The sequence below is a fragment of the Arenibaculum pallidiluteum genome (assembly GCF_017355985.1).
Taxonomy (GTDB): Bacteria; Pseudomonadota; Alphaproteobacteria; order Azospirillales; family Azospirillaceae; genus Arenibaculum; species Arenibaculum pallidiluteum.
Window position 1 is genome coordinate 109,004 of the sequence record NZ_JAFIQU010000004.1, and the last position, 23,784, is coordinate 132,787.

Genomic DNA, 23,784 nt, shown 5'->3' on the forward strand with positions numbered 1-23,784 from the left:
GGAGGATCATATGGCAAAGATCGATCGCGTGCTGGTCGGTGAGTCCCTCGTCGGAGACGGCAACGAGGTCGCCCACATTGACCTGATCATGGGCCCGCGCGGAAGCGCCGCCGAGACGGCCTTCTGCAACGCCCTGACCAACAACAAGGACGGATTCACGTCCCTGCTGGCGGTGGTCGCCCCGAACCTGATGTGCAAGCCGGCGACCATCCTGTTCAACAAGGTCACCATCAAGGGCGCCAAGCAGGCCGTGCAGATGTTCGGCCCGGCCCAACATGGCGTCGCCAAGGCGGTGGCGGATTGCGTCGAGAACGGCACGATCCCCGCCGACGAGGCCGACAACATCTTCATCTGCGTCGGTGTCTTCATCCACTGGGATGCCGCTGACGACGCGAAGATCCAGGACTACAACTACCGTGCGACCAAGGAGTCCATCGAGCGCGCCGTCTCGGGCTTCCCCAATGCCCGCCAGATGGTCGAACAGAAGGACAAGGTGAAGCACCCCTTCGCCGCCTGACAACCGCTCCCGTCCCCCGCGCTCCGGCGCGGGGGACGGCGTCACGGCGCCTGCCCGAGCCCAGCCAGATCGCCGGCGGTGATCCGGCCCTCGTGCAGGGCGGTGGCCACGAGCGCGCCGTCGATGCCCAGGGCCGCCAGCACCGCCAGATCCCGGCCGTCGCGAACGCCGCCCGCCGCGAAAAGGCGGGTCCGCGGGGCCCTGGCCCGGTAGGTGCGCAGCGCCTCCATATCGGGTCCCAGGCCCGAGCCGACGCGCGCGAGCGTCATCACGATCACGTCGTCCGGCCACAGGTCCGGCCGTTCCGGAAGCCCGGGAGGCCCCACATAGGCACCATCCCGATGGTCCAGCGACAGCACGAGGCGTCCGTCATGTGCGGAAAGGAAAGACAAGGCCCCGTCGGCACGCAGGCTCTCGGTGCCGAGTACGGCGCGGAGGTTCGGGGGACCATCTGCGAGGAAGGCCACGGCCGCCTCGATATCGGCGAATCCCGCATCGACCCAGAATCGAAGATCCGGGAAGCCGCGCGCGAGCTCGCCCACGGCATGGCCGCCCCGGCCCTCGATGGCGTCGAGATCCGCGAGATAGACCGTCCCGAAGGGATGCAGGCCGAGATAGCCTTCGACGACGGCGGCGGCGTCGTTCCCGCGACACAGCGGGGATTCGAGCGGCCTGTAGAGGTCCCGCTGCCCGCGTCGGGCATGGACGGCGACCCCGCCACGCAGGTCGATGACCGGAATGACGTCCATGAGCTTCACCTCCGGCCGCGGATGATGCGCGTTCTCGTCGTCGAGTTCATCACCGGCGGCGGCATACCGGCCAGCGACCCGTTGCCGCCGTCCCTGGCACGCGAAGGCGAGCTGATGCTGACCTCGCTGCTGCGCGACCTCGGTCGGGTCCCCGGCATCGAGGTCGTGACCACCCGCGACGCGCGCCTGCCCCGCCTTTCCGCCGGCACCGTCCACCAAGTGACCGGCGGCCGCGATGCCTGGGATGCCTGGGCCCGGCTCGCATGGACCGTGGACGCGGTCTGGCCGGTGGCGCCCGAGACCGCCGGCGAGCTCGAGCGGCTGAGCCGCCTGACCCTTGCCGCGGGCGCACTGCTCCTCAACAGCCGGCCGGACGCCGTGGCCGTCACCGCGCGCAAGTCGCGCACCGCGGAAAGGCTGGGCGCCGCAGGCATCGCCGTGGCGCCCACCAGCGCGGCGTCCCAGCCGCCGGCCGGGGTCGGCCCGTGGGTCGCCAAACCGGACGACGGCGCCGGGTGCGAGGAGACGGTCCTGCTCGAGGATCTTGCTGCATGGGCGCGCTGGCGCGCCACGCGCGACCGGCGCGGCTTCGTGCTGCAGCCTTTTGTCCCGGGTGTTCCGGCCAGCCTCTCCATGATCTGCCGCGAAGGGACCGGCTGGCTGCTCTCGGTCAACCGGCAGGCCGTGCGCCTCGACCACGACCGCTTCGTCTATGCGGGCGGCACCGTCGCAGGCCTGCCGGTGACCGAGACCCATGCCCGGCTCGCATCGGCGGTGGCGGCAGCGTTGCCCGGCCTCTGGGGCCATGTCGGCGTCGACTTCGTGGAGACGCCGGCCGGCCCCGTGGTGATCGAGGTGAACCCCCGCCTGACCACCTCCTATGCGGCGCTGGGTCGCGCCACGGGGCTGAACGTCGCCTCGCTCGTCCTGGACCTCCTGGACGGCCCCCCTGCCCTGCCGCAGCGGCGCGGTGCCCCGGTTCCCGTGGAGATCGACCTGGTGCGCGCATGATCCTCGGACTGGATATCGGAGGCGCCCATCTCAAGGCGGCATGGGTCCGCCGGGACGGCAGGCTCATCGCGGCGGCGCAGGTCCCGACGCCGCTCTGGCAAGGGCTCGGCCATCTTCGGGAGGGTCTCTCGACCATCCTGGGCGGCCGGACCACGCCGCAGCGCGTCGCCGTCACCATGACCGGCGAGCTGGTCGACCTGTTCGAGGACCGGGCTGCGGGCGTGGCCGGGATCCTTGAGGTGCTGGGGCCAACGCTGCGCGGCGCGGATGTGGCGGTCTACCGCGGCGTCGCCGGCTTCCTGGACATCGCCGAGACGCGGGGGATGGAGGCGCAGATCGCCTCGGCGAACTGGCTTGCGACGGCGCATGTGGTGACCCGGCGCGCAGACCAGGGCATCCTCGTGGACATCGGTAGCACGACGACCGACATCGTACCCTTCGCCGCGGGAATGCCGCGCCATGCGGGGACGAGCGACGCCGAGCGCCTGGAGCGTGGCGAGCTCGTCTATACCGGCGTCGTCCGCACGCCGGTCATGGCCGTGACGCCGAAGGTCCCGCTTCGCGGGCTGTGGCGCGGCGTGATGGCCGAGTACTTCGCCACTATGGCGGACGTGCACCGCCTGACGGGCGAGCTGCCGGCCGACGCGGACCAGCACCCGACCGCGGACGGCCGCGACCGCAGCCGCCTGTCGAGCGCACGGCGCCTTGCGCGGATGATCGGCGCGGACGAGGCCGAGGGCAGCGCGACCGACTGGGCACGCCTGGCCAGGTATCTCGCGGACTGCCAGTTGCGTGCGATCGAGGACGGGCTTGCGCAGGTGACTTCGAGGGGCGATGCGGCAGAGGACGCGCCGGTCGTCGGAGCGGGGGTCGGCCGGTTCCTGGCACGCCGCCTGGCCGATCGCGCCAGGCGGCCCTACTTGGACTACGCGGACCTGCTCGCGATCACGCCCGACCTGCACGAGGAGGCCGGGCGCTGCGCGCCGGCCGTCGCCGTGGCCATGCTGGCGGCGGAGAGCGCGCATGGCGCTCCGGGCACATGATGCCCGCGGCGCCGGGCGCCTGCCCGAACGCTTGCATAGCCGGCCGCCCGGCACCATCATCAGTATGACCAATCGTCTGCCGTCGCATCAGCGGCCGGAACGCCGCGCATCGCGCATCCGGCGGCGAGCGCGCCATCAACGGAGCCGAACGCGATGCGGCCTCCACCGGCCATGACCGCCGCCCGGGCGGCTCCGACGCTCGCCGCTGCGGCGCTGGCGCTGCTCTGGGCCGGCGCCGGTGCAGCCCAGGAGCTCCCGGTCCGAGAGGTGGCGCCCGGCGTCTTCGTCCATGAGGGCGCGCATGAGGAGACGGCGCCGGGGAATGGCGGCGACATCGCCAATATCGGCTTTGTCGTCGGCGAGGATGCGGTCGCGGTGATCGATACCGGCGGATCGCCCGCGATCGGCCGCCGCCTGCGTGCGGCCGTCGAGAGCCGTACGCGCAAGCCCGTCCGCTATGTCGTGAACACGCACATGCATCCCGACCATGTCTTCGGGAACGGCGCTTTTCCGGAGGCCGAGCTGGTCGGCCACGCCAATCTGGCCGATGCGCTCGCGCGCCGGCTCGAAACCTACAAGGCGCGGCTGGCGGAGGAGCTGGGCCCCGAAGCCGCGGCCGGCATCGGAGCACCCGAGGTCGATGTCGCGGTCGCGGACCGGTTGCGCCTGGACCTCGGCGGGCGCGCCCTGGAGATCCAGGCTTTCCCGACCGCGCACACCAACAACGACGTGACGGTCCTCGATCCCGCAACGGGCACGCTGTTCACGGGAGACCTGCTCTTCGTGGAGCGGGTGCCCGCCGTCGACGGCAGCGCGCTCGGCTGGCTGCGCGCCATGGACGCGCTTGCGGCGCAGCCGGCCGCACGCGTGGTGCCCGGCCACGGCCCGACGCTCGAGGGCTGGCCCGCGTCGCTCGCCGCGCAGCGGCGCTACCTTGACTCGCTGGTGACCGAGGTCCGCCAAGCCCTCAAGGCGGGTCGCGGCCTGTCCGAGACGGTGGAGCGGGCCGCCACCGCCGAGGGGCTGGGCTGGGCCCTGTTCGAGACCTATCACCCGCGGAACGTGACGGCGGTCTACGCCGAGCTGGAATGGGAATGACCCAGGAGGAGAGGATGAGCGGAGATCCCTCAAGCATCCGGTATCGGCGCGGCGCGGCTCCCTTCGGTGCCCTGCTGCTTCTGACCGCGGCCGGCGCCGCCGCCGCGGATCCGGTCGAGGACGAGCGCTGGGAGCTGCTGCGCGCGACCTACTTCGCCGATCGCGCCATCGAAGATGCCGGGCAACTGCTTGGGCTCGAGGCCCCGAAGCGCGCGCAGGATGCGGCCATCGTGCCGCTCAAGGTCCTGCTCTCGCCGGAGCTGCGCGCCAAGAAGCTGACACTGATCGTCGACGACAACCCGGTGCCGCTGGCGGCCGCGATCGACCTCGGCGAGGCGAGCGCGCCGGGCGCGCTCGAGACGCGCGTGCGCGTCAACGAGTATACGAACGTGCGCGCGGTGGCCGAGACCGAGGACGGCCGCCTGCTGATGACCTCGCGCTACATCAAGGCGGCGGGAGGCTGCTCGGCCCCGGCGCTCAAGGATCCCGCGCAATCCCTTGCCCGGATGGGCAAGATGAAGATGAATCTCCCCGATCGGATCCCGGCGGGAAGCCCCGTGACGGCTCAGCTCCTGATCAGCCATCCCAACAACAGCGGGCTGCAGTTCGACCAGGTCTCCCGCTTCTTCATCCCGCCGCACTACATCCGCTCGGTCAGCGTCAGCTACAACGGCAAGCCCGTCCTCGAGATGACGACCGACATCTCGATCAGCGAGGATCCGAACTTCCAGTTCTCCTTCGTCCCCGAAGCCGATGGAATGCTGGAGGTCCGCGCCGTCGACACCAAGGACAAGGTCTTCACGGAAAGTTGGCCGGTGAAGGTGGCCCCGGCGAGCTGAGGCGGGTGGCAGGGTGGCAAGGCCTGGGCGGCACGCTGGCCGCTCCGGCCCGCGGACGTCAGAAGCACTGCAGGTCGGCCGCCACCTGGACCTTGCGGAAGCGGTCCATCAGCTCCTGCGCCCAGGCGAGTCCGCGGAACATGGCGCCGCGGTCCCCGGGCGCCTCGGACATCACCTTCACGGTCTCAAGGGCAGTGTAATCCTGGTAGGGGAACTGCTCCGCGATGGCGTCGATGCTGCACGAGCACTTCTGCAGGACCTGCTGCGTCTGGCCATTCGTCTCCATGCAGCCGAGCACGTAGTCCACGCGGGCGACGGTGGGATAATCGTTCGCCCGGGCTGCGGGGCACGCCCCCAGGACGGCCGCCACCACGGCGCCAGCGAGCACGCATTTATTCATACCTTCGACCCCTACGTTCCGACGTCAGGAGAGGCGATGCTAGCATGCGGTCCTGCAGGCCGAGAGTGTACGGAAGAACGGTAATTTCATGAGCGAACCGTTGGAGGCGCAGCGTCCCACGACGCGCCGCAAGGCATCCGGGAAGCCCAAGGGGCGCCAGATCGATCCGGGGGCGCTTGAGGAGGTCCAGGCGCTGCTGGGAGACGCGCCGCGCCGGCGCGACCTGCTGATCGAGCATCTTCATGCGCTGCAGGACCGGTTCGGCTGCCTTCACCATCGCCATCTGGCGGCGCTCGCCGCGGAGATGCGACTGGCCCAGGCCGAGGTGTTCGAGGTCGCGACCTTCTATGCCCATTTCGACATCGTCCCCGAAGGTGAGGCGCCACCGCCGCCGGTAACCCTGCGGGTGTGTGACGGCATCGCCTGCAGCCTGCGCGGCGCGCATGCGCTGCTCGACAGGCTGCCTGGCGAGCTCGGGCCGGAGGTTCGCGTCGTCCCGGCACCCTGCATGGGCGCCTGCAACCGCGGCCCCGTCGCCATGCTTGGACAGCGCCTCGTGGCGCCGGCGGAGCCCGCGGCCGTCGCCGCACTGATCGAGGCGGACGAGACCCATCCCGTCCTGCCGGACGTGTCCCGCTCGCTGGAGGACTACCGGGCCGATGGGGGATATGCGGTCCTGGAGGATTGCCTTGCCGGCCGCAGGACGCGCGACGAGGTCGTCGCGGCGCTGTCCCAGGCCGGACTGCGCGGGCTCGGCGGCGCGGGCTTCCCGATCGGCCGCAAATGGGATCTCGTGCGCCACGAACCCGGTCCGCGCCTCATGGCCGTGAACGGCGACGAGGGCGAGCCCGGCACGTTCAAGGACCGCTATCTCCTGGAGACCGATCCCCACCGGGTGCTGGAGGGCATTCTGATCGGCGCCTGGGCGGTCGAGGCCACGGACGTCTACATCTATCTTCGGGACGAGTATCCCGAGAGCCGCGCCCTGCTCGCCCGCGAGATCCCGATTCTCCAGGATGCCGCGCTGGCCCCGCATGTGCGGATCCACCTGCGCCGCGGGGCCGGAGCCTATATCTGCGGCGAGGAGACCGCGATGCTGGAAAGCATCGAGGGAAAGCGCGGCCTGCCGCGCCACAAGCCGCCCTTCGCGGCGCAGGTGGGCCTGTTCCGCCGGCCGACCCTGATCAACAATGTCGAGACGCTGTCCTGGGTGCCCCAGGTGCTGGCCCGCGGCATGGACTGGTGGACCAGCCACGGACGGCATGGCCGGCGCGGCCTGCGCTGCTTCTCGGTCTCCGGCCGGGTGCGCGAGCCTGGGGTCAAGATCGCCCCGGCCGGCATCACGATCCGCGAGCTGATCTCCGAGTTCTGCGGCGGCATGGCCGAGGGGCACCAGTTCCGCGCCTATCTTCCGGGCGGCGCTTCAGGCGGCATCCTGCCGGCCTCCATGGCCGACCTGCCGCTCGATTTCGGCGTGCTTGAGCCGCATGGCTGCTTCATCGGATCCGCGGCGGTGGTGGTCTTGTCTGACAAGGACGACCTGCGCGGCGTGGCGCTGAACCTGCTGCGCTTCTTCGAGGACGAGAGCTGCGGGCAGTGCACGCCCTGCCGCGTCGGCACCAGCAAGGCGGTCGACCTGCTGTCCCGGCCCGACTGGGACGTGGAGCTGCTGGGCGAGCTGGCGGCCGTGATGACCGACGCGTCCATCTGCGGCTTGGGCCAGGCGGCCATGAACCCCGTCCTGTCGATCCTGCGCCATTTCCCCAAGGAGGTGCGATGAGCGCGTCCATCCGTTTCATGCTCGACGGCGCCGAGGTCGAGGCCCGGCCCGGAGAGTCCATCTGGGAGGTCGCGCGCCGTCACGGGCAGGAGATCCCGCATCTCTGCCACCGGCCGGAACCCGGCTACCGCGCGGACGGCAATTGCCGCGCCTGCATGGTCGAGATCGAGGGCGAGCGCGTGCTTGCCGCCTCCTGCGTGCGCCGCCCGGTGCCGGGCATGCAGGTGCGCACGGCCTCGGCGCGCGCCGAGCGCGCGCGCAAGCTGGTCTTCGAGCTGCTGGCATCGGACCGTCCGGCGGCCGCGGCATTCCACGATCCGGATTCGTCCTTCCGGCGCTGGTCCGACCGTGTCGGCGTCACGGGCAGCCGCTTCCCGGCGGCGCCCACGCCGGCGCCCGACCGCAGCAACCCCGCCATCGCCGTGCATCTCGACGCCTGCATCCAGTGCACCCTGTGCGTGCGCGCCTGCCGCGAGGTCCAGGTCAACGACGTGATCGGCATGGCTTGGCGCGGCCATGGCGAGAAGATCGTCTTCGACATGGACGATCCCATGGGATCGTCCACCTGCGTGACCTGCGGCGAATGCGTGCAGGCCTGCCCGACCGGCGCGCTGATGCCGGCCTCGCTGCTCGATCTCGCCGGGGTCAAGGCCGTCGAGCCCGAACGCTCGGTGGACAGCGTCTGCCCCTATTGCGGCGTCGGCTGCCAGCTCAGCTTCAAGGTCCGCGACGATCGGATCGTAGCAGTCGACGGCAAGAACGGCCCCGCCAACCACAACCGTCTTTGCGTCAAGGGACGCTACGGCTTCGACTACGTCCGCCACCGGGAACGGCTGACCCGCCCGCTGGTGCGGCTTCCGGGCGCGCCGAAGACGGTCGAGATGGATCCCGCGAACCCCTGGACCCATTTCCGCGAAGCCGATTGGGATGAGGCGCTGGACCTTGCCGCCCGCGGGCTGGCCCGGATCCGCGACGCTCATGGCGGGAGGGCGCTCGCGGGCTTCGGCTCGGCCAAAGGCTCCAACGAGGAGGCCTACCTGTTCCAGAAGCTCGTGCGCACGGGCTTCGGAACCAACAACGTCGACCATTGCACCCGTCTGTGCCACGCGTCGTCGGTGGCGGCGCTGATGGAGGGGATCGGATCGGCCGCGGTGACGGCGCCTTTCACGGCAGTGGCGGATGCCGAGGTGATCGTGGTGATCGGTGCCAATCCGACCGAGAACCACCCGGTCGCCGCGACCTTCTTCAAGCAGGCGGTGCGGCGCGGAGCCAAGCTGATCGTGATGGATCCGCGCGGGCAGGCCCTGCGCCGGCATGCCACCCACATGCTGCAGTTCCGTCCCGGGACGGACGTGGCGATGCTGAATGCCCTGCTCCACGTGATCGTGGCCGAGGGGCTTTGGGATCGTCAGTACGTCGCCGCGCATGTGGAGGATTTCGAGCGCATCGTCGAGGCCGTGCGCGACACGAGCCCCGAGGCCATGGAGCCGATCTGCGGGATCCCGGCGGCCACGCTGCGCGAGGTCGCGCGTCTCTTCGCCCGGGCTCGGGCATCGATCATCTTCTGGGGCATGGGCGTCTCGCAGCACGTCAACGGCACCGACAACTCTCGCTGCCTGATCTCCCTGTCCCTGATCACCGGCCAGGTCGGGCGGCCCGGCACGGGCCTTCACCCGCTGCGCGGCCAGAACAACGTGCAGGGCGCATCGGATGCGGGGCTGATCCCCATGGTGCTGCCGGACTACCAGCCGATCCGCGACGCAGACGTGCGAAGCCGCTTCGAGCAGGCCTGGGGCACGCAGCTCGACCCCGAGCCGGGCCTGACGGTCGTCGAGATCATGGATGCCGCGTATGAAGGCCGCATCCGCGGCATGTACGTGATGGGCGAGAACCCCGCCATGTCCGACCCCGACCTCGCCCATGCGCGGGCCGCGCTGGCGAAGCTCGAGCATCTCGTCGTCCAGGATCTCTTCCTGACCGAGACCGCGTGCTACGCGGACGTCGTCCTTCCGGCCTCGGCCTGGCCCGAGAAATGGGGCACGGTGACCAACACGAACCGGCAGGTCCAGATGGGCCGGCCGGCGCTGCCGCTGCCAGGCGACGCGCGCCAGGACCTCGACATCATCGTCGCACTGGCGCGGCGCCTGGGGCTCGACTGGTCCTACGAGCACCCGCGCGAAGTCTTCGCCGAGATGGCCGGCGTGATGCCGTCCTTCGCCAACATCACCTGGGACCGGCTGGATCGCGAGGGATCGGTCACCTATCCCTGCGATGCACCGGACAAGCCCGGGAACGAAATCGTCTTCGCCGAACGCTTCCCGACGATCAGCGGACGGGCGCGGCTGGTTCCCACGGAATGGCGACCGCCCGGAGAGACGCCGGACGTCGACTATCCCTTGGTGCTGACGACGGGCCGCCAGCTCGAGCATTGGCACACCGGCGCGATGACGCGCCGCGCGGCGGTGCTGGACGCGATCGAGCCACAGGCGGTCGCGTGCATGGCTCCCGGCGCGCTAAGGGCTCTTGGTGTCGAGCCGGGGGAGCCGATCCGGGTGGCGACGCGGCGCGGCATGGTCGAGTTGCCGGCCCGCGCCGATCCCGCCGTGCCCGAGGGCGTGGTGTTCATCCCGTTCTGGGATCCGTCGGCCGCCGCGAACCTGCTGACCAACCCGCAGCTTGACCCCTTCGGGAAGATCCCGGAGTTCAAGTACTGCGCCGCCAGGGTTGAGAAGCCCTTGGCCTGATCCTTACGGGAGCAGCGGGACGTAGAGAGCGTCCCGTCTGACGCCGAGCTTCTCGGCAACGATGGCGCGCACACGCTGCGCGGCGTCGTCCGCGGGCATGCCGACGGGAAGCCGCGGATCGTAGAGGACGTTGAGGAGCAGCGCGTCCACCGCGCCGAGATGCTGGTAGCCGATCTGATCGGAGAGCAGACTGCCGGGCTCGTCTTCGACCTCGCCGAGAAGGCCCAGGCTCTGCGCCATCTCCTCCAGGATGCAGGCGCGCGCGCCGTCGGCGCCGACGACACCTGCATTGATGAGGATGCGCGACGCGCGAAGCGCCCCGCCCCTGCTGGAGGGCAGGGCCATGCAGGTGAACAGGGTGCGCGGGCCGCGCGGGCTGATCCGCGCGGGCCAGAACTCGCGCCTCCAGGTGATCATCAGCTCGATCGGCGCCGCATCGCCAGGCGCGAGGCTGACGGAGATCGGGAGGCCGGTCGCCGCGGTGAGGTCGGCGGCCGTGTCCGCGACCGCCTCCAGGAAATCGGCGGCGGCATCGCCGCGCACGGCTACGCGGACGGGGCCGCTCCATTTCCGGACCTCCCGCTGCCTGTGCCCTTCATCCGAGACGACACCCGAGATGAAGAGCCGGGAGATGCGCTCGACCCATTCCGTCGTGGCCTCGACGGCCTGCCAGGGGCGAGTGTAGACCGGCGGCAGATCGGGCTCGGCGAGGTCGGAGACGATCTCGGCGGACGCGGCCGGAAATGCCGAAGCAACCACGATTCCGATGGCCGCCAGAATGCCGCCGATCCGACACAACGTCATGGGACCCGCCCCTCCTGCGAAGCGTCACGGACACGGTGCCCGTCGGTCTGCCACCGGGCCCCGGCCGAGGCAACCGGACGGCGGCGGAACGCAAGCCCATGCCCAGATCGAACTGGAACAATCTTCCCACCCGTGGGATCCACCTTATTGCTCTCGGATCGGCACGGCACCACCTAATTGCGCGGCCTGCGCGCCGGTCTTCCTCAGCGCGCCGCGAGCCGCTAAGGTCGCGGCCCCTGCGCGATTCCGAGGCTATCCGCCCCATGAGCAACATCGACAGACTGCTTGCGGTGATGGCGCGGCTGCGCGATCCCGAGACCGGATGCCCCTGGGACCTGGAGCAGGACTTCGGGACGATCGCGCCGCACACAATCGAGGAGGCCTACGAGGTCGCCGACGCCATCGAGCGCGGCGACATGACCGAGCTGCGCGAGGAACTCGGCGACCTGCTCTTCCAGGTCGTCTTCTATGCGCAGATGGCGCAGGAGCGTGGTCTCTGGGATTTCGATGCGGTGGCGGGCGCCGTAACCGACAAGATGATCCGGCGACACCCCCACGTCTTCGGCGCCGACAGCGTCGAGAGCGCGGATGCCATGGTCGTGCGCTGGGAGGACCAGAAGGCGCAGGAGCGTGCGGCGAAAGCGGCCGATGAAGGGCGCGAGCCCAGCGTGCTCGACGGCGTGATCGCGGGGCTGCCGGCGCTGACCAGGGCCATGAAGCTGCAGAAGCGCGCGGCCAGGGTCGGCTTCGACTGGACGGATCCCGCGGACATCCTCGACAAGATCGAGGAGGAGATCGGCGAGTTGCGCACCGAGCTGGCCGCGCGCGAGCGCGACCGCATCGAGGACGAGCTCGGTGACCTGCTCTTCGCGGTGACGAACCTGGCGCGCCGGCTCGAGGTGGAACCGGAAGGGGCGCTGCGCCGCACGAACGCCAAGTTCGAGCGGCGCTTCCGGAGGATCGAGGCGCTGCTGGCCGTCCAGGGCCGCAGCACCGACCAGACCTCGCTCGAGGAGATGGAAGCCCTCTGGCAGCAGGCCAAACGCGAAGAACGTAGTCCCTGAAGGCCGTTCAGGCCTCGGGAACGGCGCCCTTCAGGAGGTTTTCGTGGAGCAGGCGCCAGCTTGCCTCATCCGGCGCGACCAGGAGCCCGCCCTCGTAGGTCGTGGCCGTGTAGGGCGTGCCGTCGAAGCGCGCGCAGTATCCGCCGGCCTCTTCCACCATCAGCGTGCCCGCCAGATGGTCCCAGGGCATGATGCGGCGATAAACCGCGAAATGCGCATCGCCTGCAACGAGGCGCAGGTATTCATGAGCGGCGCAGAGCAGGCTCTCGGCGCTGGCGACACGCGGCTTGCGCGCATCGAGCGCCTCGCGGACGGCAGGGGCATAGAAGCGGGTCGAGAGGAATCCCTTCATCCCGGTCAGCGCCGCCGGCGAGGCCACGCTGAGGCGCCGCCCGCCCATCCACGCGCCCTGCCCCTTCACCACCCACGCCGTGCGATCGCCGCAGGGATCATGGATCCACCCGGCGACCGGAACGCCGCCCTGCACCAGCGCCACCATGACGCCGAAGACGGGATGGCCGTGCGCGAAGTTGTAGGTTCCGTCGATGGGATCGACGACCCAGACGGGCGCGTCGCCCGTGATCCCGTCCAGAACCGACGCGTCGGCGGCGACCGCCTCCTCGCCAACCACGATCGAGCCCGGCAGGATCTCCTGCAGCCTGGCCGAAAGGACAAGCTCGGCTGCCTCGTCCGCGATCGTGACGAGATCGCCCGGCCCCTTCTCGCGGACGTCCTCGGCGGACAGGCTCCTGAAGCGCGGAAGGATTTCGGCCTGGGCAACATCGCGCATGGCCGTGCTGACGCGGTCTGGATCTGGGATCATTCGGGTCCGTCGAAGGAATTCGTGATGTCGGAGGGATCTGCGGACGGGGTGCCCTGGCCCGCAGACGCATGGCATGGCGGGCACCGGGATACCGTCGGACCACCTTCTTCCGAGGCGGCCCGACGGCTCCACCGTCCCTGACAACTCGCCGGCCGGTCCGGGGACCGCGCGTTCTTAGACGGTGCCGCCCAAAGGGCCGCCTCGCCAGTGCCGCAACTTACCGCAGCGGCATTGTGTGGAATGACATTAATGGGACGGGCCGGTCCGGGTCCAGAGTCACAAAGGATTACCGGCCCGAAAAGCAGAGGGGCCGCCGGTCTCCCGGCGGCCCCCTTTCCCCGCGAGGGGATGGATCAGAAGTCCATCCCGCCCATGCCGCCCATGCCACCCGGAGGGGCACCGGCCGGGGCCTTCGGCTCCGGCTTCTCGGCGACCATCGCCTCGGTGGTGATCAGCAGGCCGGCGACCGAAGCCGCGTCCTGCAGAGCCGTACGGACGACCTTGGCCGGATCGATGATGCCGGCCTTCACGAGATCGGTGTACTGGCCGGTCTGAGCGTCGAAACCGAAGTTCGAATCGCTCTGCTCGGTCAGCTTGCCGATCACAATCGAGCCGTCGACGCCGGCGTTCTCGGCGATCTGACGCGCCGGCGCACGCAGCGCGCGGCGGATGATCTCGATGCCGACCCGCTGGTCGTCGTTGCCGGGCTTCAGCGCGTCCAGCGCCTTGATGGCGTAGAGCAGTGCAGTGCCGCCACCGGCGACGATGCCCTCCTCCACGGCCGCGCGGGTCGCGTGCATGGCGTCATCGACGCGGTCCTTGCGCTCCTTCACCTCGATCTCGGTGGCGCCGCCGACGCGGATCACCGCGACGCCGCCTGCCAGCTTGGCCAGGCGCTCCTGCAGCTTCTCGCGGTCGTAGTCCGAGGTCGTCTCCTCGATCTGCTGCTTGATCTGTTTGATCCGCGCCTCGATGTCGTCGCGCGTGCCGGCGCCGTCGACGATCGTGGTGTTCTCCTTGTTGATCACGATCTTCTTGGCGGTGCCGAGCATGTCGATCGTGACGTTCTCGAGCTTGATGCCAAGATCCTCGGAGATCACCTGGCCGCCGGTCAGGATCGCCATGTCCTCCAGCATCGCCTTGCGGCGGTCACCGAAGCCCGGCGCCTTCACCGCCGCGACCTTCAGGCCGCCGCGCAGCTTGTTGACGACCAGGGTGGCCAGCGCCTCGCCCTCGACGTCCTCGGCGACGATCAGCAGCGGACGGCCCGACTGCACCACGCTCTCGAGAACCGGCAGCAGCGCCTGCAGGCCCGAGAGCTTCTTCTCGTGCAGCAGGATGTAGGGGTTCTCCAGCTCCGCGATCATCTTGTCGGGGTTGGTCACGAAGTACGGGCTCAGGTAGCCGCGGTCGAACTGCATGCCCTCGACGACCTCGAGCTCGGTCTCCAGGCTCTTGGCCTCCTCGACCGTGATCACGCCCTCGTTGCCGACCTTCTCCATGGCGCGGGCGATCATCTCGCCGATCTCGCGCTCGCCGTTGGCCGAGATCGTGCCGACCTGCGCCACCTCGGCGTTGGTCGAGACCTTGCGCGAGCGCGCCTTGATGTCGGCGACCACGGCCTCGACGGCCATGTCGACGCCGCGCTTGAGGTCCATGGGGTTCATGCCGGCGGCCACCGACTTGGCGCCCTCGCGCACGATGGCCTGGGCCAGCACGGTCGCGGTGGTGGTGCCGTCGCCGGCCAGGTCGTTGGTCTTGCTGGCGACCTCGCGCACCATCTGCGCGCCCATGTTCTCGAACTTGTCGGAGAGCTCGATCTCCTTGGCGACGGTGACGCCGTCCTTGGTGATGCGCGGCGCGCCGAAGCTCTTCTCGATCACGACGTTGCGGCCCTTCGGACCCAGCGTGACCTTCACCGCATCAGCCAGAATGTCGACGCCCCGCAGCATCTTGTTGCGGGCTTCCGTCGAAAACTTAACGTCCTTGGCAGCCATTGCTCGTCTCTTTCGGCTAGATGTTCAGCGGATCACTCGATCACGCCCATAAGATCGGACTCGCGCATGACCAGCAGCGTGTCGCTCTCGATCTTGATCTCGGTGCCCGACCACTTGCCGTAGAGCACCTTGTCGCCGACCTTCACGTCGAGCGGAGTGACCTTGCCGTCCTCGCCGCGCGCGCCGGTGCCGACCGCGAGCACTTCGCCCTGCATCGGCTTCTCCTTGGCGGTGTCGGGAATGATGATCCCGCCGGCAGTCTTGGTCTCCTGCTCGATCGGCTTCACGAGCACGCGGTCGTGCAGCGGCCGAAACTTCATGGCTTCCTCTCCGGGCTTTGACGTGCCGGCCAGCGGCCGGCTCATTGCGGGGTGTTAGCACTCAATGGCGATGAGTGCCAGCGGTATAGACGCGGGCTCCCCGTCGCGTCAAGCAACGCGCCGCCCCCATTTAGGGCCGGTGTGCCGCGGACGCCAGCCAAAGCGGCGGGCGGCGCAGCCGCTACCTCGTCAGTAGAGGCGTGCACAGCCTCCAATGGATGGGACAGCCCATAGCCCGTCAGGAACGGGCACGGTAGTCGTAGCGACGCTCGAACCGCGCGAGATCCGCGGGCTCGATCCGAACCTGGATCCGAGCGAGCCCCTCGTCGTCGTCGCGATCGATCACATCGCCTTTCTCGTAGAGCCAGGCGAGCGCGGAGCCATCGCTGAGCGGGACCGCAAGCTCGACCACCGTCCGTGCTGCCGTCATGCGACGGTCGAGCAGCGCAAAGAGCCGGTTCAGGCCCTCTCCCGTCGTGGCGGAGACGGCGACGCGGTTCTCGGCGCGCGATACCTGATTCACGAGGGTCTCGCGGTCCTCGGGCCCCAGCAGGTCGATCTTGTTCAGCACCTCGACCACGCGCCCGTCGGTCTCGGGATCGATGTCGAGGTCGGACAGCACCTGCTCGACATCGGCGCGCTGCGCCTCCGTGTCCGGATGGGCGACGTCGCGGACGTGCAGGATCACGTCCGCTGCCTGGACCTCCTCGAGAGTCGCTCGGAAGGCCGCGACCAGGTGCGTCGGCAGGTCCGAGATGAATCCGACCGTGTCCGACAGGATCACCTTGCGGCCGGTCGGAAGACCGATCGCCCTCATGGTGGGGTCGAGCGTCGCGAAGAGAAGATCCTTCGCGAACACGTCGGCGCCCGCCATGCGGTTGAACAGCGTCGACTTGCCGGCATTCGTGTAGCCCACCAGCGCAACCACCGGATATGGAACGCGCGAACGCGCCTTCCGGTGGAGGTCGCGGGTGCGCCGGACCTCTTCCAGCTCGCGCTTTAGCTTGTCGATGCGCGCCGAGATCAGGCGGCGGTCGATCTCGAGCTGGCTTTCGCCGGGGCCGCCAAGGAAGCCCACGCCGCCGCGCTGCCGTTCCAGGTGGGTCCACGAGCGCACGAGGCGCGAGCGCTGATAGGTCAGTGCCGCGAGCTCGACCTGGAGCTGGCCCTCGCGCGTCCGGGCTCGGGCGCCGAAGATCTCCAGGATCAGGCCCGTGCGATCGATAACCTTCGCCTTGAGCGCCTTCTCGAGATTGCGCTGCTGCACCGGGCTCAGGGCATGATCGACGATGACCAGGTCGATGGGGGCGTCCGCCTCCCCGGCCTCGGCCACGCGTTTGGCCAGCGCCTCGACCGTGCCCTGGCCGAACAGCGTGGCAGGCTGCGGCCGGTTCACCCGCACGGCTTCGGCATGGACGACGTTCAGGTCGATGGCCGCGGCCAGGCCCACGGCCTCCTCGAGACGCGCCTCGGGGCTGCGCCTTGCGTCTTCGGTGGTCCTGAGATTGGGATGGACCACGAGCGCCCGGCCGGTCCCGTTGGGGGTCCGGCCGGCGCCGTCATGATTCGCGTTAATCTGCCTCACCCTCCTTGGGTGGTTCGAAGAGCTGGATCGGATGCGCGGGCATCACGGTCGAGATCGCATGCTTGTAAACGAGCTGGCTATGTGCATCGCGGCGCAGAAGCACCGAGAAATTGTCAAACCAGGTAATGATCCCCTGAAGCTTGACGCCATTGACCAGGAAAACGGTGACGGGAGTCTTGTTTTTTCGGACGTGATTTAGAAACACGTCCTGTACGTTTTGACTCTTCTCTGACATTGCGATTGCCCCGTTTCGTCATGGTTCTTGGGGCCTCATCGAGGCCCGTGACCCGGTCGGGCAGCTGATCCGTAGAGATACCGCCGCCCTGCGGGCGCTCACCTCTAAGAGGAAACGCCTGCGTCCCGAACCAACCGGGCGATCATAGCGCATGTTTCGAAACGATGCGCAGGGGGAAACCGGGTGAAGTCGCCTGCTCCTTCGCCGACCAGCACAGGAACGCAGCCCGACGCCAGTGCGCACTGCATGTCTATATCGGCATCGCCGACCAGCCACACGTCCGGACCGGCCGGCATCCCCGAGGGCTCCAGGGCCATGTGCACGGCCTCGCAGGCAGGCTTGTCGGCCGGCGCGTCGGTCGAGCCCACCAGGCGTCCGAAGAAGCGGTCCCAGCCCAGCACGGACGATTCCGCCCGCAGGAAACGCCCGGTCTTGTTGCTGACCACGGCCATGTACGCGCCCGTCCCGGCGAAGGCCTCGAGCATTTCCTGCGCGCCCTCGGTCGGCCGCAGGTAGTCCAGGTGATGCGCCTCGAAATGGCCGTAGAAGACGTCACGGGCGCCTTCCCACCGGTCCCCGAAGATCCGTGGGAAGCTGTCGCGCAGAGACTGGCGGATCCGGTCCCGCGCCTCCTCCTCGGTCCAGGGCTCCTGGCCATCCCATTCCAGCGCCGCATTCAGGGCGGCCCGGATGGTCTCCCAGTTGTCGACCAGCGTGTTGTCCCAGTCGAAGAGGACGGCCCTGGGCAGCGTCGGAACCGACGGCATCACGAGGCTCCCTCGGCATTGGCATAGGCCAGGTATGCCTCGCGCAGGCGCAGCGTCACCGGCCCCGGCCGGCCACTGCCCACTGCCGCGCCGTCGATCCGCGTGACCGGCAGCACCAGCGCCGTCGCCGCCGACATGAAGGCCTCAGCCGCGCCCTGGGCCTCGGCGATCGTGAAGGGCCGCTCCTCGACCGGGATGCCCATGCCCCGGGCGAGGCGAAGCAGAGACAGGCGCGTGACGCCGTTCAGGATCATGGTGCTGGGCTCCCGCGTCACCAGCGTCCCCTTGCCGGTGACGATCCAGGAATTCGAGGAGCACCCCTCGGTGACCGTGCCGTCCTCGGCGACCTGCCAGCCCTCGTAGGCGCCCGCCTCCGCGGCGCGCTGCTTGCCGAGCGCCTGCGCCAGCAGGGCCACGGACTTGATGTCGCGCCGCAGCCAGCGGATGTCGGGCATGGAGACCACGGCGACGCCGCTCGCCACGGCCTCCGGCGTCCCGAAATTGGCGAGCCGCTTTGCCGTCAGGACCAGCGTCGGGCGCACGCCCTTGGGGAAGCGGAAGTCGCGCGCCGCCGTTCCGCGCGTCACCTGCATGTAGACGATGCCGTCGCGGATGCGGTTTCGACGGATCAGCTCGCGCATCACGAGCTGGAGGACACGGCGCGACACCGGCTCCGCGATCGAGAGCTCGCGCAGCGAGCGCTCCAGCCGATCGAGATGACCGGCCTCGTCCACCAGCCGCCCGGCCATGACGGCGACGACCTCGTAGACGCCGTCGGCGAACTGGAAGCCCCGGTCCTCGATATGAACCCGGGCCTCGGCATGGGGCAGGTAGCGGCCGTTGACGTAAGCGATGCGGGACATGTCTCTCCTCAAAAGAACTCGAGCCGGACGGAGAACATCTTCTCGACCTTCCTCACCTGCCCGGCGGCGGCGAGGATGATCACCCGGTCATGCGGCTTGATGACGGTGGAGGGCCGCGGAATGATGACCTCGGAGCCGCGGACGATGGCGCCGACGATGATGCCCGCCGGAATGCGGAGGTCCTTGAGCGGCTGGTTGACCAGCGAGGAGGTCTCCAGCGCCTCGGCCTCGATAATCTCGGCGAAGCCCTCGCGCAGGCTGTGCACGGCCCGGATCCGGCCGCGGCGGACGTGCTGGAGGATCGAGGAGACGGTGATGGATTTGGGGCTGACCACTGCGTCGATGCCGAGCGTGGTGACGAGCGGTGAATAGGTCGGCTTGTTGATCAGCGTGATGGCCCGCTGGCAGCCGTAGCGCTTGGCCAGGAGCGAGGCGAGGATGTTGCCTTCGTCATCGTTGGTGACGGCCACCACCGTCTCCGTCGAGCGGACGTTGGCCTCTTCGAGAATTTCGGGGTCGAGTCCGTCCCCATGCAGCACCATGGTGCGCTTCAGGCGCTGTGCAACGTGCTGGGCCCGGATCCTGTCGACCTCGATCAGGCGGGCGGTCACGTGGGGATGCTTCGCCTCAATCTCCTCGGCCAGGCACAGGCCGATGTTGCCGCCGCCCAGGATGATGATGCGCCGCGCCTCGGTCTCCTCGTGCCCGAACGCCGTCATGGCGCGGCCGAGATGGCGGGTGTCGCAGACGAAATAGACCTCGTCGCCGACCAGCATCATCTCCTCGCCCGAGGGGATGATGGGCCGGTCGTTCCGGACGATCGCCACGATCTCGATGTTCAGGTCGGGAAACAGCCCGGTGAGCTGGCGCAGCGGCGTATTGAGGATCGGCGTCCCCGGGCCGCAGATCACGCCGATCACCCGCACCCGCTCGTCCGCCAGCGGGATCATGTCGAAGGCGCCGGGGACCTGAAGCCGCCGCGCCACCGCGCGGGCCACCTCGATCTCCGGCGAGATGATCACGTCGATGGGCAGGTGCTCGCGCGTGAAGAGGTCGGCCCAGATCGGCTGCAGGTAGCTCTGATGCCGGACGCGCGCGATCTTGGTCGGGACGTTGAACAGCGAATGGGCGACCTGGCAGGCCACCATGTTCACCTCGTCCGCCAGCGTCACGGCGATGATCATGTCGGCGTCGGCCGCGCCGGCCCTCTCCAGCACGTCGGGGTGGGATGCGAAGCCCACCATGGCGCGGACGTCGAGCTGGTCGCTGATCTTCTGGATCAGCTCCGGCGCCTGGTCGATGACGGTGACGTCGTTGCCCTCGGTCGCGAGATAGCGCGCGATGTTCGAGCCGACCTGCCCGGCGCCGCAGACGATGACTTTCATGGAATGGCCCCTCGCCCGCCAGCCGGCCCGGACCGCCCCAGCGGCCCGGGTGGCCGGCTCACTCCTCGTTCGCGGCCCGCTGTCCGTTGACCTTGTCGGTCCCGTGGACGCCCAGCGACTTCAGCTTCCGGTGCAGCGCCGACCTCTCCATGCCGACGAACGCCGCGGTCCGGCTGATGTTGCCGCCAAACCGCGTCACCTGCGCGAGCAGGTACTCCCGCTCGAACACCTCGCGTGCCTCGCGCAGGGCGAGCCCCATGATCTCGCCGCCCTTGTCCCATTTCAGGACGGTCGGAGTGATGGCGCCGATCTCCGGAGGCAGCATGTCCGCCCGAATCGGCTCCTTCGGATCGCCCGAGGCCATGATCAGCAGCCAATCCACGACATTGCGGAGCTGGCGCACGTTGCCTGGCCAGTCGTAGGCCTGCAGAGCCGCCATGGCGTCCTCGCCGAACTCGCGCGGCGGCAGGCCGGAGGTCTCGGCCGAGCGCTGCATGAAGTGGCGGGCCAGCAGGGGGATGTCCTCACGCCGCTCGGCAAGCGCCGGCACCCGCACCGGGACGACGGCCAGGCGGTAGTAGAGATCCTGGCGGAACCGTCCCGCCTCAATCTCGGCCTGCAGGTCCCGGTTTGAGGAGGCGAGCACGCGCACGTCGACCTCGACCCGGCCACTGCCGCCCACGCGCTCGAAGCTCTGCTCCTGAAGCACGCGCACGATCTTGCCCTGGGTCTCGACCGGCATGTCTGCGACCTCGTCGAGCAGCAGCGTCCCGCCATGGGCCTGCTCGAGCGTGCCGACCTTGCGTGGCCCTCCTTCGGTCCCGGATTCGGTTCCGAAGAGCTCGATCTCCAGCCGCTCGGGACGCATGATCGCGCAGTTCAGGGCCACGAAGGGACCGTCCGCGCGCCGCGAGCGGGCGTGGATCATCCGTGCAACCACCTCCTTGCCAGAGCCCGGCGGCCCGGTCACCAGAACGCGGCTGCCCGTCGGCGCGACCTTCTCGATCACGCTGCGGAGCTGGTTGATTGCGGAGGCGCGGCCGACCAGCTCCGTCGCCGTGCCGGCGCGCAGCTTCAGCTCCTCGTTCTCGCGCCGTAGCCGCGACGCTTCGATCGCGCGCTCGACCAGCAGGATCAGGCGGTCCGCCTTGAACGGCTTCTCGATGAAGTCATAGGCACCCTGCTTGATGGCTGAGACGGCGGTCTCGATCGTCCCGTGCCCGCTGATCATGATCACGGGCAGGTGCGGGTGCTCGCGTTTGAGCTCCCGCAGGATCTCGATGCCGTCCAGCCGGCTCCCCTGAAGCCAGATGTCCAGGATGACGAGGCTCGGCCGGCGCGCCTTGACGGCGGCGATGGCCTGGTCGGCGTCTCCGGCTTCCCGGGTCTTCATCCCCTCGTCCTCGAGGATGCCCGAGATCAGCATGCGGATGTCCGCCTCGTCGTCGACGATCAGGATGTCATGCGCCATAGCGGATCTGTCTCTGTTCGACGGCATCGGCCACGTCCCCGGCGTGCTCAGCCGGCTCCGCGGGCCTCGTGCGCGGGATGACCAGGTTGACGCGCGCACCGCCCTCCGGACGGTCCGCAAGCGCCAGCACCCCGCCGTGGTCCTCCATGATCTTCTTCACGATGGCAAGGCCTAAACCGGTGCCCTTCGTGCGGGTCGTCACATAGGGCTCCGTCAGCCGGTCCCGCTCCTCCACGGGAAGGCCGCGCCCGTTGTCCTCCACCGCGATCTCGACCTCGTCTCCGCGCTCGGCGATGGAAACGCGGATCCAGCCCTGGGGCGGCTCCGCACCGTCCGGCGGGGGCGGCCGCCCCTCGATGGCGTCGTAGGCGTTCTGCAGGAGATTTATCAGCGCCTGCGAGATCTGCCGTCCGTCGCAGGGTACCGTCAGCGGCCCCTTGGGAAGCTCGCACTCGTACCGGACCTCGGGATGCGCGCTCGACTGCAGGAACACGGCCTGGCGTGCCAGCTCGTTCAGGTTCTGCGGCGACATCACCGGGCTGGGCATGCGCGCGAAGGCCGAGAACTCGTCGACCATGCGGCCGATATCGCCGACCTGCCGGACGATGGTGTCCGTGCAGGTCTGGAAGGTCTCGGGGTCCGAGGTGATCTCCTTGAGGTATTTGCGTCGCAGCCGCTCGGCCGAGAGCTGGATGGGCGTGAGCGGGTTCTTGATCTCGTGCGCGATGCGCCGCGCCACGTCCGCCCAGGCCGCCTTGCGCTGCGCCGAAAGCAGTTCGGAGACGTCGTCGAAGGTGACGACGAAGCCGCGCACGTCCCCGGCCGTGGCCTCGGCCGCGACGCGGACGAGCAGCGTGCGAATGGCTCCCGCGCGGCGGATCTGGACCTGGCCCTCGGAAAGCCGCGTCGGCCGCCGGCGGGCCTGGCCGACGAGGTCGCCGAGCTCCGGTGCTATGTCCGAGATGCGCCGTCCGACCAGCGCCTCGGCCTCCCCGACGCCTAGCAGCTTCGCGGCCGAACCATTGGGAAGGGTGACCCGCCCCTCCTCGTCGAGGCCGAGGACGCCGGCCGAGACGCCCGAGAGTACCGCCTCGGTGAACCGCCGTCGCAGGTCGAGCTGCCGGTTCGCTTCGACAAGTTCTCGCCGCTGGCTCTCGAGCTGGCTGGTCATGCGGTTGAAGGCCCGCGCGAGGGAGCCGACCTCGTCCTCGGGCTCAATCTCCGAGACGCGCACCGCAAGATCGCCGGCACGCACCCTCTCGGCGGCGCCGATCAGCGCGCTAATAGGAGCGACCAGCGTCGTCGCGAAATGCAGTCCCGTCCATATGGCCGCCAGCAGCAGCAGCAGCGCCACCGTCGCGAAAACGAGCGTGAAGGTCAGCTGGAGGTTCGAGCTGTGGCCCTCGAGTTCGCGGTACACGCTGGCCGCCTGATTCGCCTTTTCCAGGTGGGACAGCACCGTCTGGTCGACCAGACGCCCGATGAACAGGAACGTGTCGACATAGCTGTCGAGCCGGACGAGGGCGCGGATGCGGTCGTCCTCGTCGGCAGTCATCAGCACGACCTCGCCCCGGCGCGCCTGATCCATCGCGCTTTCGGGGATCGGCTCGAACTCGATGGCGAAGGACAGACCCGAGCGGACGAGCGTCCGGCCGGTGCCGTCGAAGACGATGGCCTCGGTCAGGCCGCGCAGCGCCGCCTGGGTGGTGACCACCTGGGCGAAGCGCTGGGGCTCGCCGATCAGGCGGATGGCATCGCGATTCAGGTCGTTGGCCATGGCCAGCGCCTCCGCCCGAATCGCCTGCTGGTGCTCGTGCAGATAGGCCTGCGCGACAGCCAGGCTCTCGTTCACGGCCGTTCGGACGCGGTCGCTGAACCAGCCCTGAATGCCTTCGTGGAAGATCACGGTCGCGAAGGCGGCCGTCACGATCGCCGGCAGCACGGCGAGCAGGCTGAAGATCGCCACCAGGCGGACATGCAGGCGCGAGCCCGCGAGGCCCCGCCGGCGCTCGGTCCAGAGCGCCACCACCCGGCGCGCGACGATGGCGCCGAGGGCGAGCAGCAGCACCAGGTCCAGCGTCAGCAGCATGCTGACGGTCTGGACGTCGGCGCCGAAAGGAGCGGACGCGGTCATGGCGCCGTAGGTGACGATGCCCGCCGCGATCGCCGCGACGGTGAGCGCCACCGCCAGCTTGTTGGCCAATCCGACGCGCCCCGCCCAGGCCATCACCTGCCGCCACAAACCCGGCGGCTGATCCGCAGGTTGCGTGATGCTCATGCTTCCCTGCC

Annotated in this window: 21 protein-coding genes; 8 read left to right on the forward strand and 13 right to left on the reverse strand. The window is 69.4% G+C overall.

The window, feature by feature from the left end; all coding sequences use genetic code 11:
- The first annotated feature begins 10 nt into the window (after window positions 1-10).
- On the forward strand, window positions 11-517 hold the full coding sequence (gene fae, locus JUB13_RS10495; RefSeq protein ID WP_207478757.1) for a formaldehyde-activating enzyme: 507 nt from the start codon (window positions 11-13) through the stop codon (window positions 515-517).
- A gap of 41 nt (window positions 518-558) precedes the next feature.
- Here the strand turns inward: fae and JUB13_RS10500 are convergent, their stop codons facing one another.
- Complete coding sequence (locus JUB13_RS10500) at window positions 559-1,266, reverse strand: HisA/HisF-related TIM barrel protein (protein WP_207478758.1); 708 nt, start codon at window positions 1,264-1,266, stop codon at window positions 559-561.
- Window positions 1,267-1,290: 24 nt separating this feature from the next.
- On the opposite strand from JUB13_RS10500, the gene JUB13_RS10505 reads away from it, so the two are divergent.
- From JUB13_RS10505 to JUB13_RS10520, 4 genes are all read left to right on the forward strand, one after another.
- Window positions 1,291-2,277 (forward strand): ATP-grasp domain-containing protein, encoded by a 987-nt coding sequence (locus JUB13_RS10505; protein WP_207478759.1) that lies wholly within the window; start codon window positions 1,291-1,293, stop codon window positions 2,275-2,277.
- Complete coding sequence (locus tag JUB13_RS10510) at window positions 2,274-3,320, forward strand: hydantoinase/oxoprolinase family protein (RefSeq protein ID WP_207478760.1); 1,047 nt, start codon at window positions 2,274-2,276, stop codon at window positions 3,318-3,320. Before JUB13_RS10505 ends, JUB13_RS10510 begins: the two co-directional genes overlap by 4 nt.
- 153 nt (window positions 3,321-3,473) lie before the next feature.
- Window positions 3,474-4,418, forward strand: coding sequence for a quinoprotein relay system zinc metallohydrolase 2 (locus JUB13_RS10515; protein WP_236024874.1), 945 nt, complete (start codon window positions 3,474-3,476; stop codon window positions 4,416-4,418).
- A 14-nt stretch (window positions 4,419-4,432) separates the two neighbouring features.
- Entirely contained in the window at window positions 4,433-5,257 is an 825-nt protein-coding gene (locus JUB13_RS10520) for a quinoprotein dehydrogenase-associated SoxYZ-like carrier (protein WP_207478761.1), read from the forward strand.
- Between the two features lie 58 nt (window positions 5,258-5,315).
- Here the strand turns inward: JUB13_RS10520 and JUB13_RS10525 are convergent, their stop codons facing one another.
- Complete coding sequence (locus tag JUB13_RS10525; RefSeq protein WP_328702914.1) at window positions 5,316-5,645, reverse strand: hypothetical protein; 330 nt, start codon at window positions 5,643-5,645, stop codon at window positions 5,316-5,318.
- Between the two features lie 100 nt (window positions 5,646-5,745).
- On the opposite strand from JUB13_RS10525, the gene JUB13_RS10530 reads away from it, so the two are divergent.
- Together JUB13_RS10530 and fdhF are read left to right on the forward strand one after the other, a co-directional pair.
- Complete coding sequence (locus tag JUB13_RS10530) at window positions 5,746-7,437, forward strand: NAD(P)H-dependent oxidoreductase subunit E (protein WP_207478763.1); 1,692 nt, start codon at window positions 5,746-5,748, stop codon at window positions 7,435-7,437.
- A complete protein-coding gene (gene fdhF, locus JUB13_RS10535) occupies window positions 7,434-10,181 on the forward strand; it encodes a formate dehydrogenase subunit alpha (RefSeq protein WP_207478764.1) in 2,748 nt (915 codons plus the stop codon). Before JUB13_RS10530 ends, fdhF begins: the two co-directional genes overlap by 4 nt.
- 3 nt (window positions 10,182-10,184) lie before the next feature.
- On the opposite strand, the gene JUB13_RS10540 is transcribed toward fdhF, so the two are convergent.
- Window positions 10,185-10,985: a DUF2927 domain-containing protein gene (locus JUB13_RS10540; protein ID WP_207478765.1), complete on the reverse strand. Its 801-nt coding sequence runs from the start codon at window positions 10,983-10,985 to the stop codon at window positions 10,185-10,187.
- Window positions 10,986-11,248: 263 nt separating this feature from the next.
- On the opposite strand from JUB13_RS10540, the gene mazG reads away from it, so the two are divergent.
- Window positions 11,249-12,049: a nucleoside triphosphate pyrophosphohydrolase gene (mazG, locus tag JUB13_RS10545; RefSeq protein WP_207478766.1), complete on the forward strand. Its 801-nt coding sequence runs from the start codon at window positions 11,249-11,251 to the stop codon at window positions 12,047-12,049.
- Window positions 12,050-12,056: 7 nt separating this feature from the next.
- Here the strand turns inward: mazG and JUB13_RS10550 are convergent, their stop codons facing one another.
- The 10 genes from JUB13_RS10550 to JUB13_RS10595 form a co-directional block, all read right to left on the reverse strand.
- A complete protein-coding gene (locus JUB13_RS10550; protein ID WP_207478767.1) occupies window positions 12,057-12,872 on the reverse strand; it encodes an inositol monophosphatase family protein in 816 nt (271 codons plus the stop codon).
- 353 nt (window positions 12,873-13,225) lie between these two features.
- Window positions 13,226-14,869 (reverse strand): chaperonin GroEL, encoded by a 1,644-nt coding sequence (gene groL / locus JUB13_RS10555; protein WP_207478768.1) that lies wholly within the window; start codon window positions 14,867-14,869, stop codon window positions 13,226-13,228.
- A 32-nt stretch (window positions 14,870-14,901) separates the two neighbouring features.
- Window positions 14,902-15,189 carry a co-chaperone GroES gene (locus JUB13_RS10560; RefSeq protein ID WP_207478769.1) on the reverse strand — a complete coding sequence of 96 codons (288 nt, stop codon included), beginning with the start codon at window positions 15,187-15,189 and terminating at the stop codon, window positions 14,902-14,904.
- Between the two features lie 238 nt (window positions 15,190-15,427).
- On the reverse strand, window positions 15,428-16,765 hold the full coding sequence (gene hflX, locus JUB13_RS10565) for a GTPase HflX (protein WP_407928120.1): 1,338 nt from the start codon (window positions 16,763-16,765) through the stop codon (window positions 15,428-15,430).
- The gene (gene hfq / locus JUB13_RS10570) at window positions 16,761-17,009 is read right to left on the reverse strand and encodes an RNA chaperone Hfq (RefSeq protein ID WP_207478770.1); all 249 of its coding nucleotides are present in this window, start codon (window positions 17,007-17,009) and stop codon (window positions 16,761-16,763) included. Before hfq ends, hflX begins: the two co-directional genes overlap by 5 nt.
- A 104-nt stretch (window positions 17,010-17,113) precedes the next feature.
- On the reverse strand, window positions 17,114-17,776 hold the full coding sequence (locus JUB13_RS10575) for an HAD family hydrolase (RefSeq protein WP_207478771.1): 663 nt from the start codon (window positions 17,774-17,776) through the stop codon (window positions 17,114-17,116).
- A complete protein-coding gene (locus tag JUB13_RS10580; RefSeq protein ID WP_207478772.1) occupies window positions 17,776-18,639 on the reverse strand; it encodes a D-amino-acid transaminase in 864 nt (287 codons plus the stop codon). Before JUB13_RS10580 ends, JUB13_RS10575 begins: the two co-directional genes overlap by 1 nt.
- 8 nt (window positions 18,640-18,647) lie before the next feature.
- Window positions 18,648-20,024 carry a Trk system potassium transporter TrkA gene (gene trkA, locus JUB13_RS10585; RefSeq protein ID WP_207478773.1) on the reverse strand — a complete coding sequence of 459 codons (1,377 nt, stop codon included), beginning with the start codon at window positions 20,022-20,024 and terminating at the stop codon, window positions 18,648-18,650.
- A 58-nt stretch (window positions 20,025-20,082) separates the two neighbouring features.
- Window positions 20,083-21,495, reverse strand: coding sequence for a nitrogen assimilation response regulator NtrX (ntrX, locus tag JUB13_RS10590; protein ID WP_207478774.1), 1,413 nt, complete (start codon window positions 21,493-21,495; stop codon window positions 20,083-20,085).
- A complete protein-coding gene (locus JUB13_RS10595; protein WP_207478775.1) occupies window positions 21,485-23,773 on the reverse strand; it encodes a sensor histidine kinase NtrY-like in 2,289 nt (762 codons plus the stop codon). The genes ntrX and JUB13_RS10595 overlap by 11 nt, the downstream gene beginning before the upstream one ends.
- Window positions 23,774-23,784: the final 11 nt, after the last annotated feature.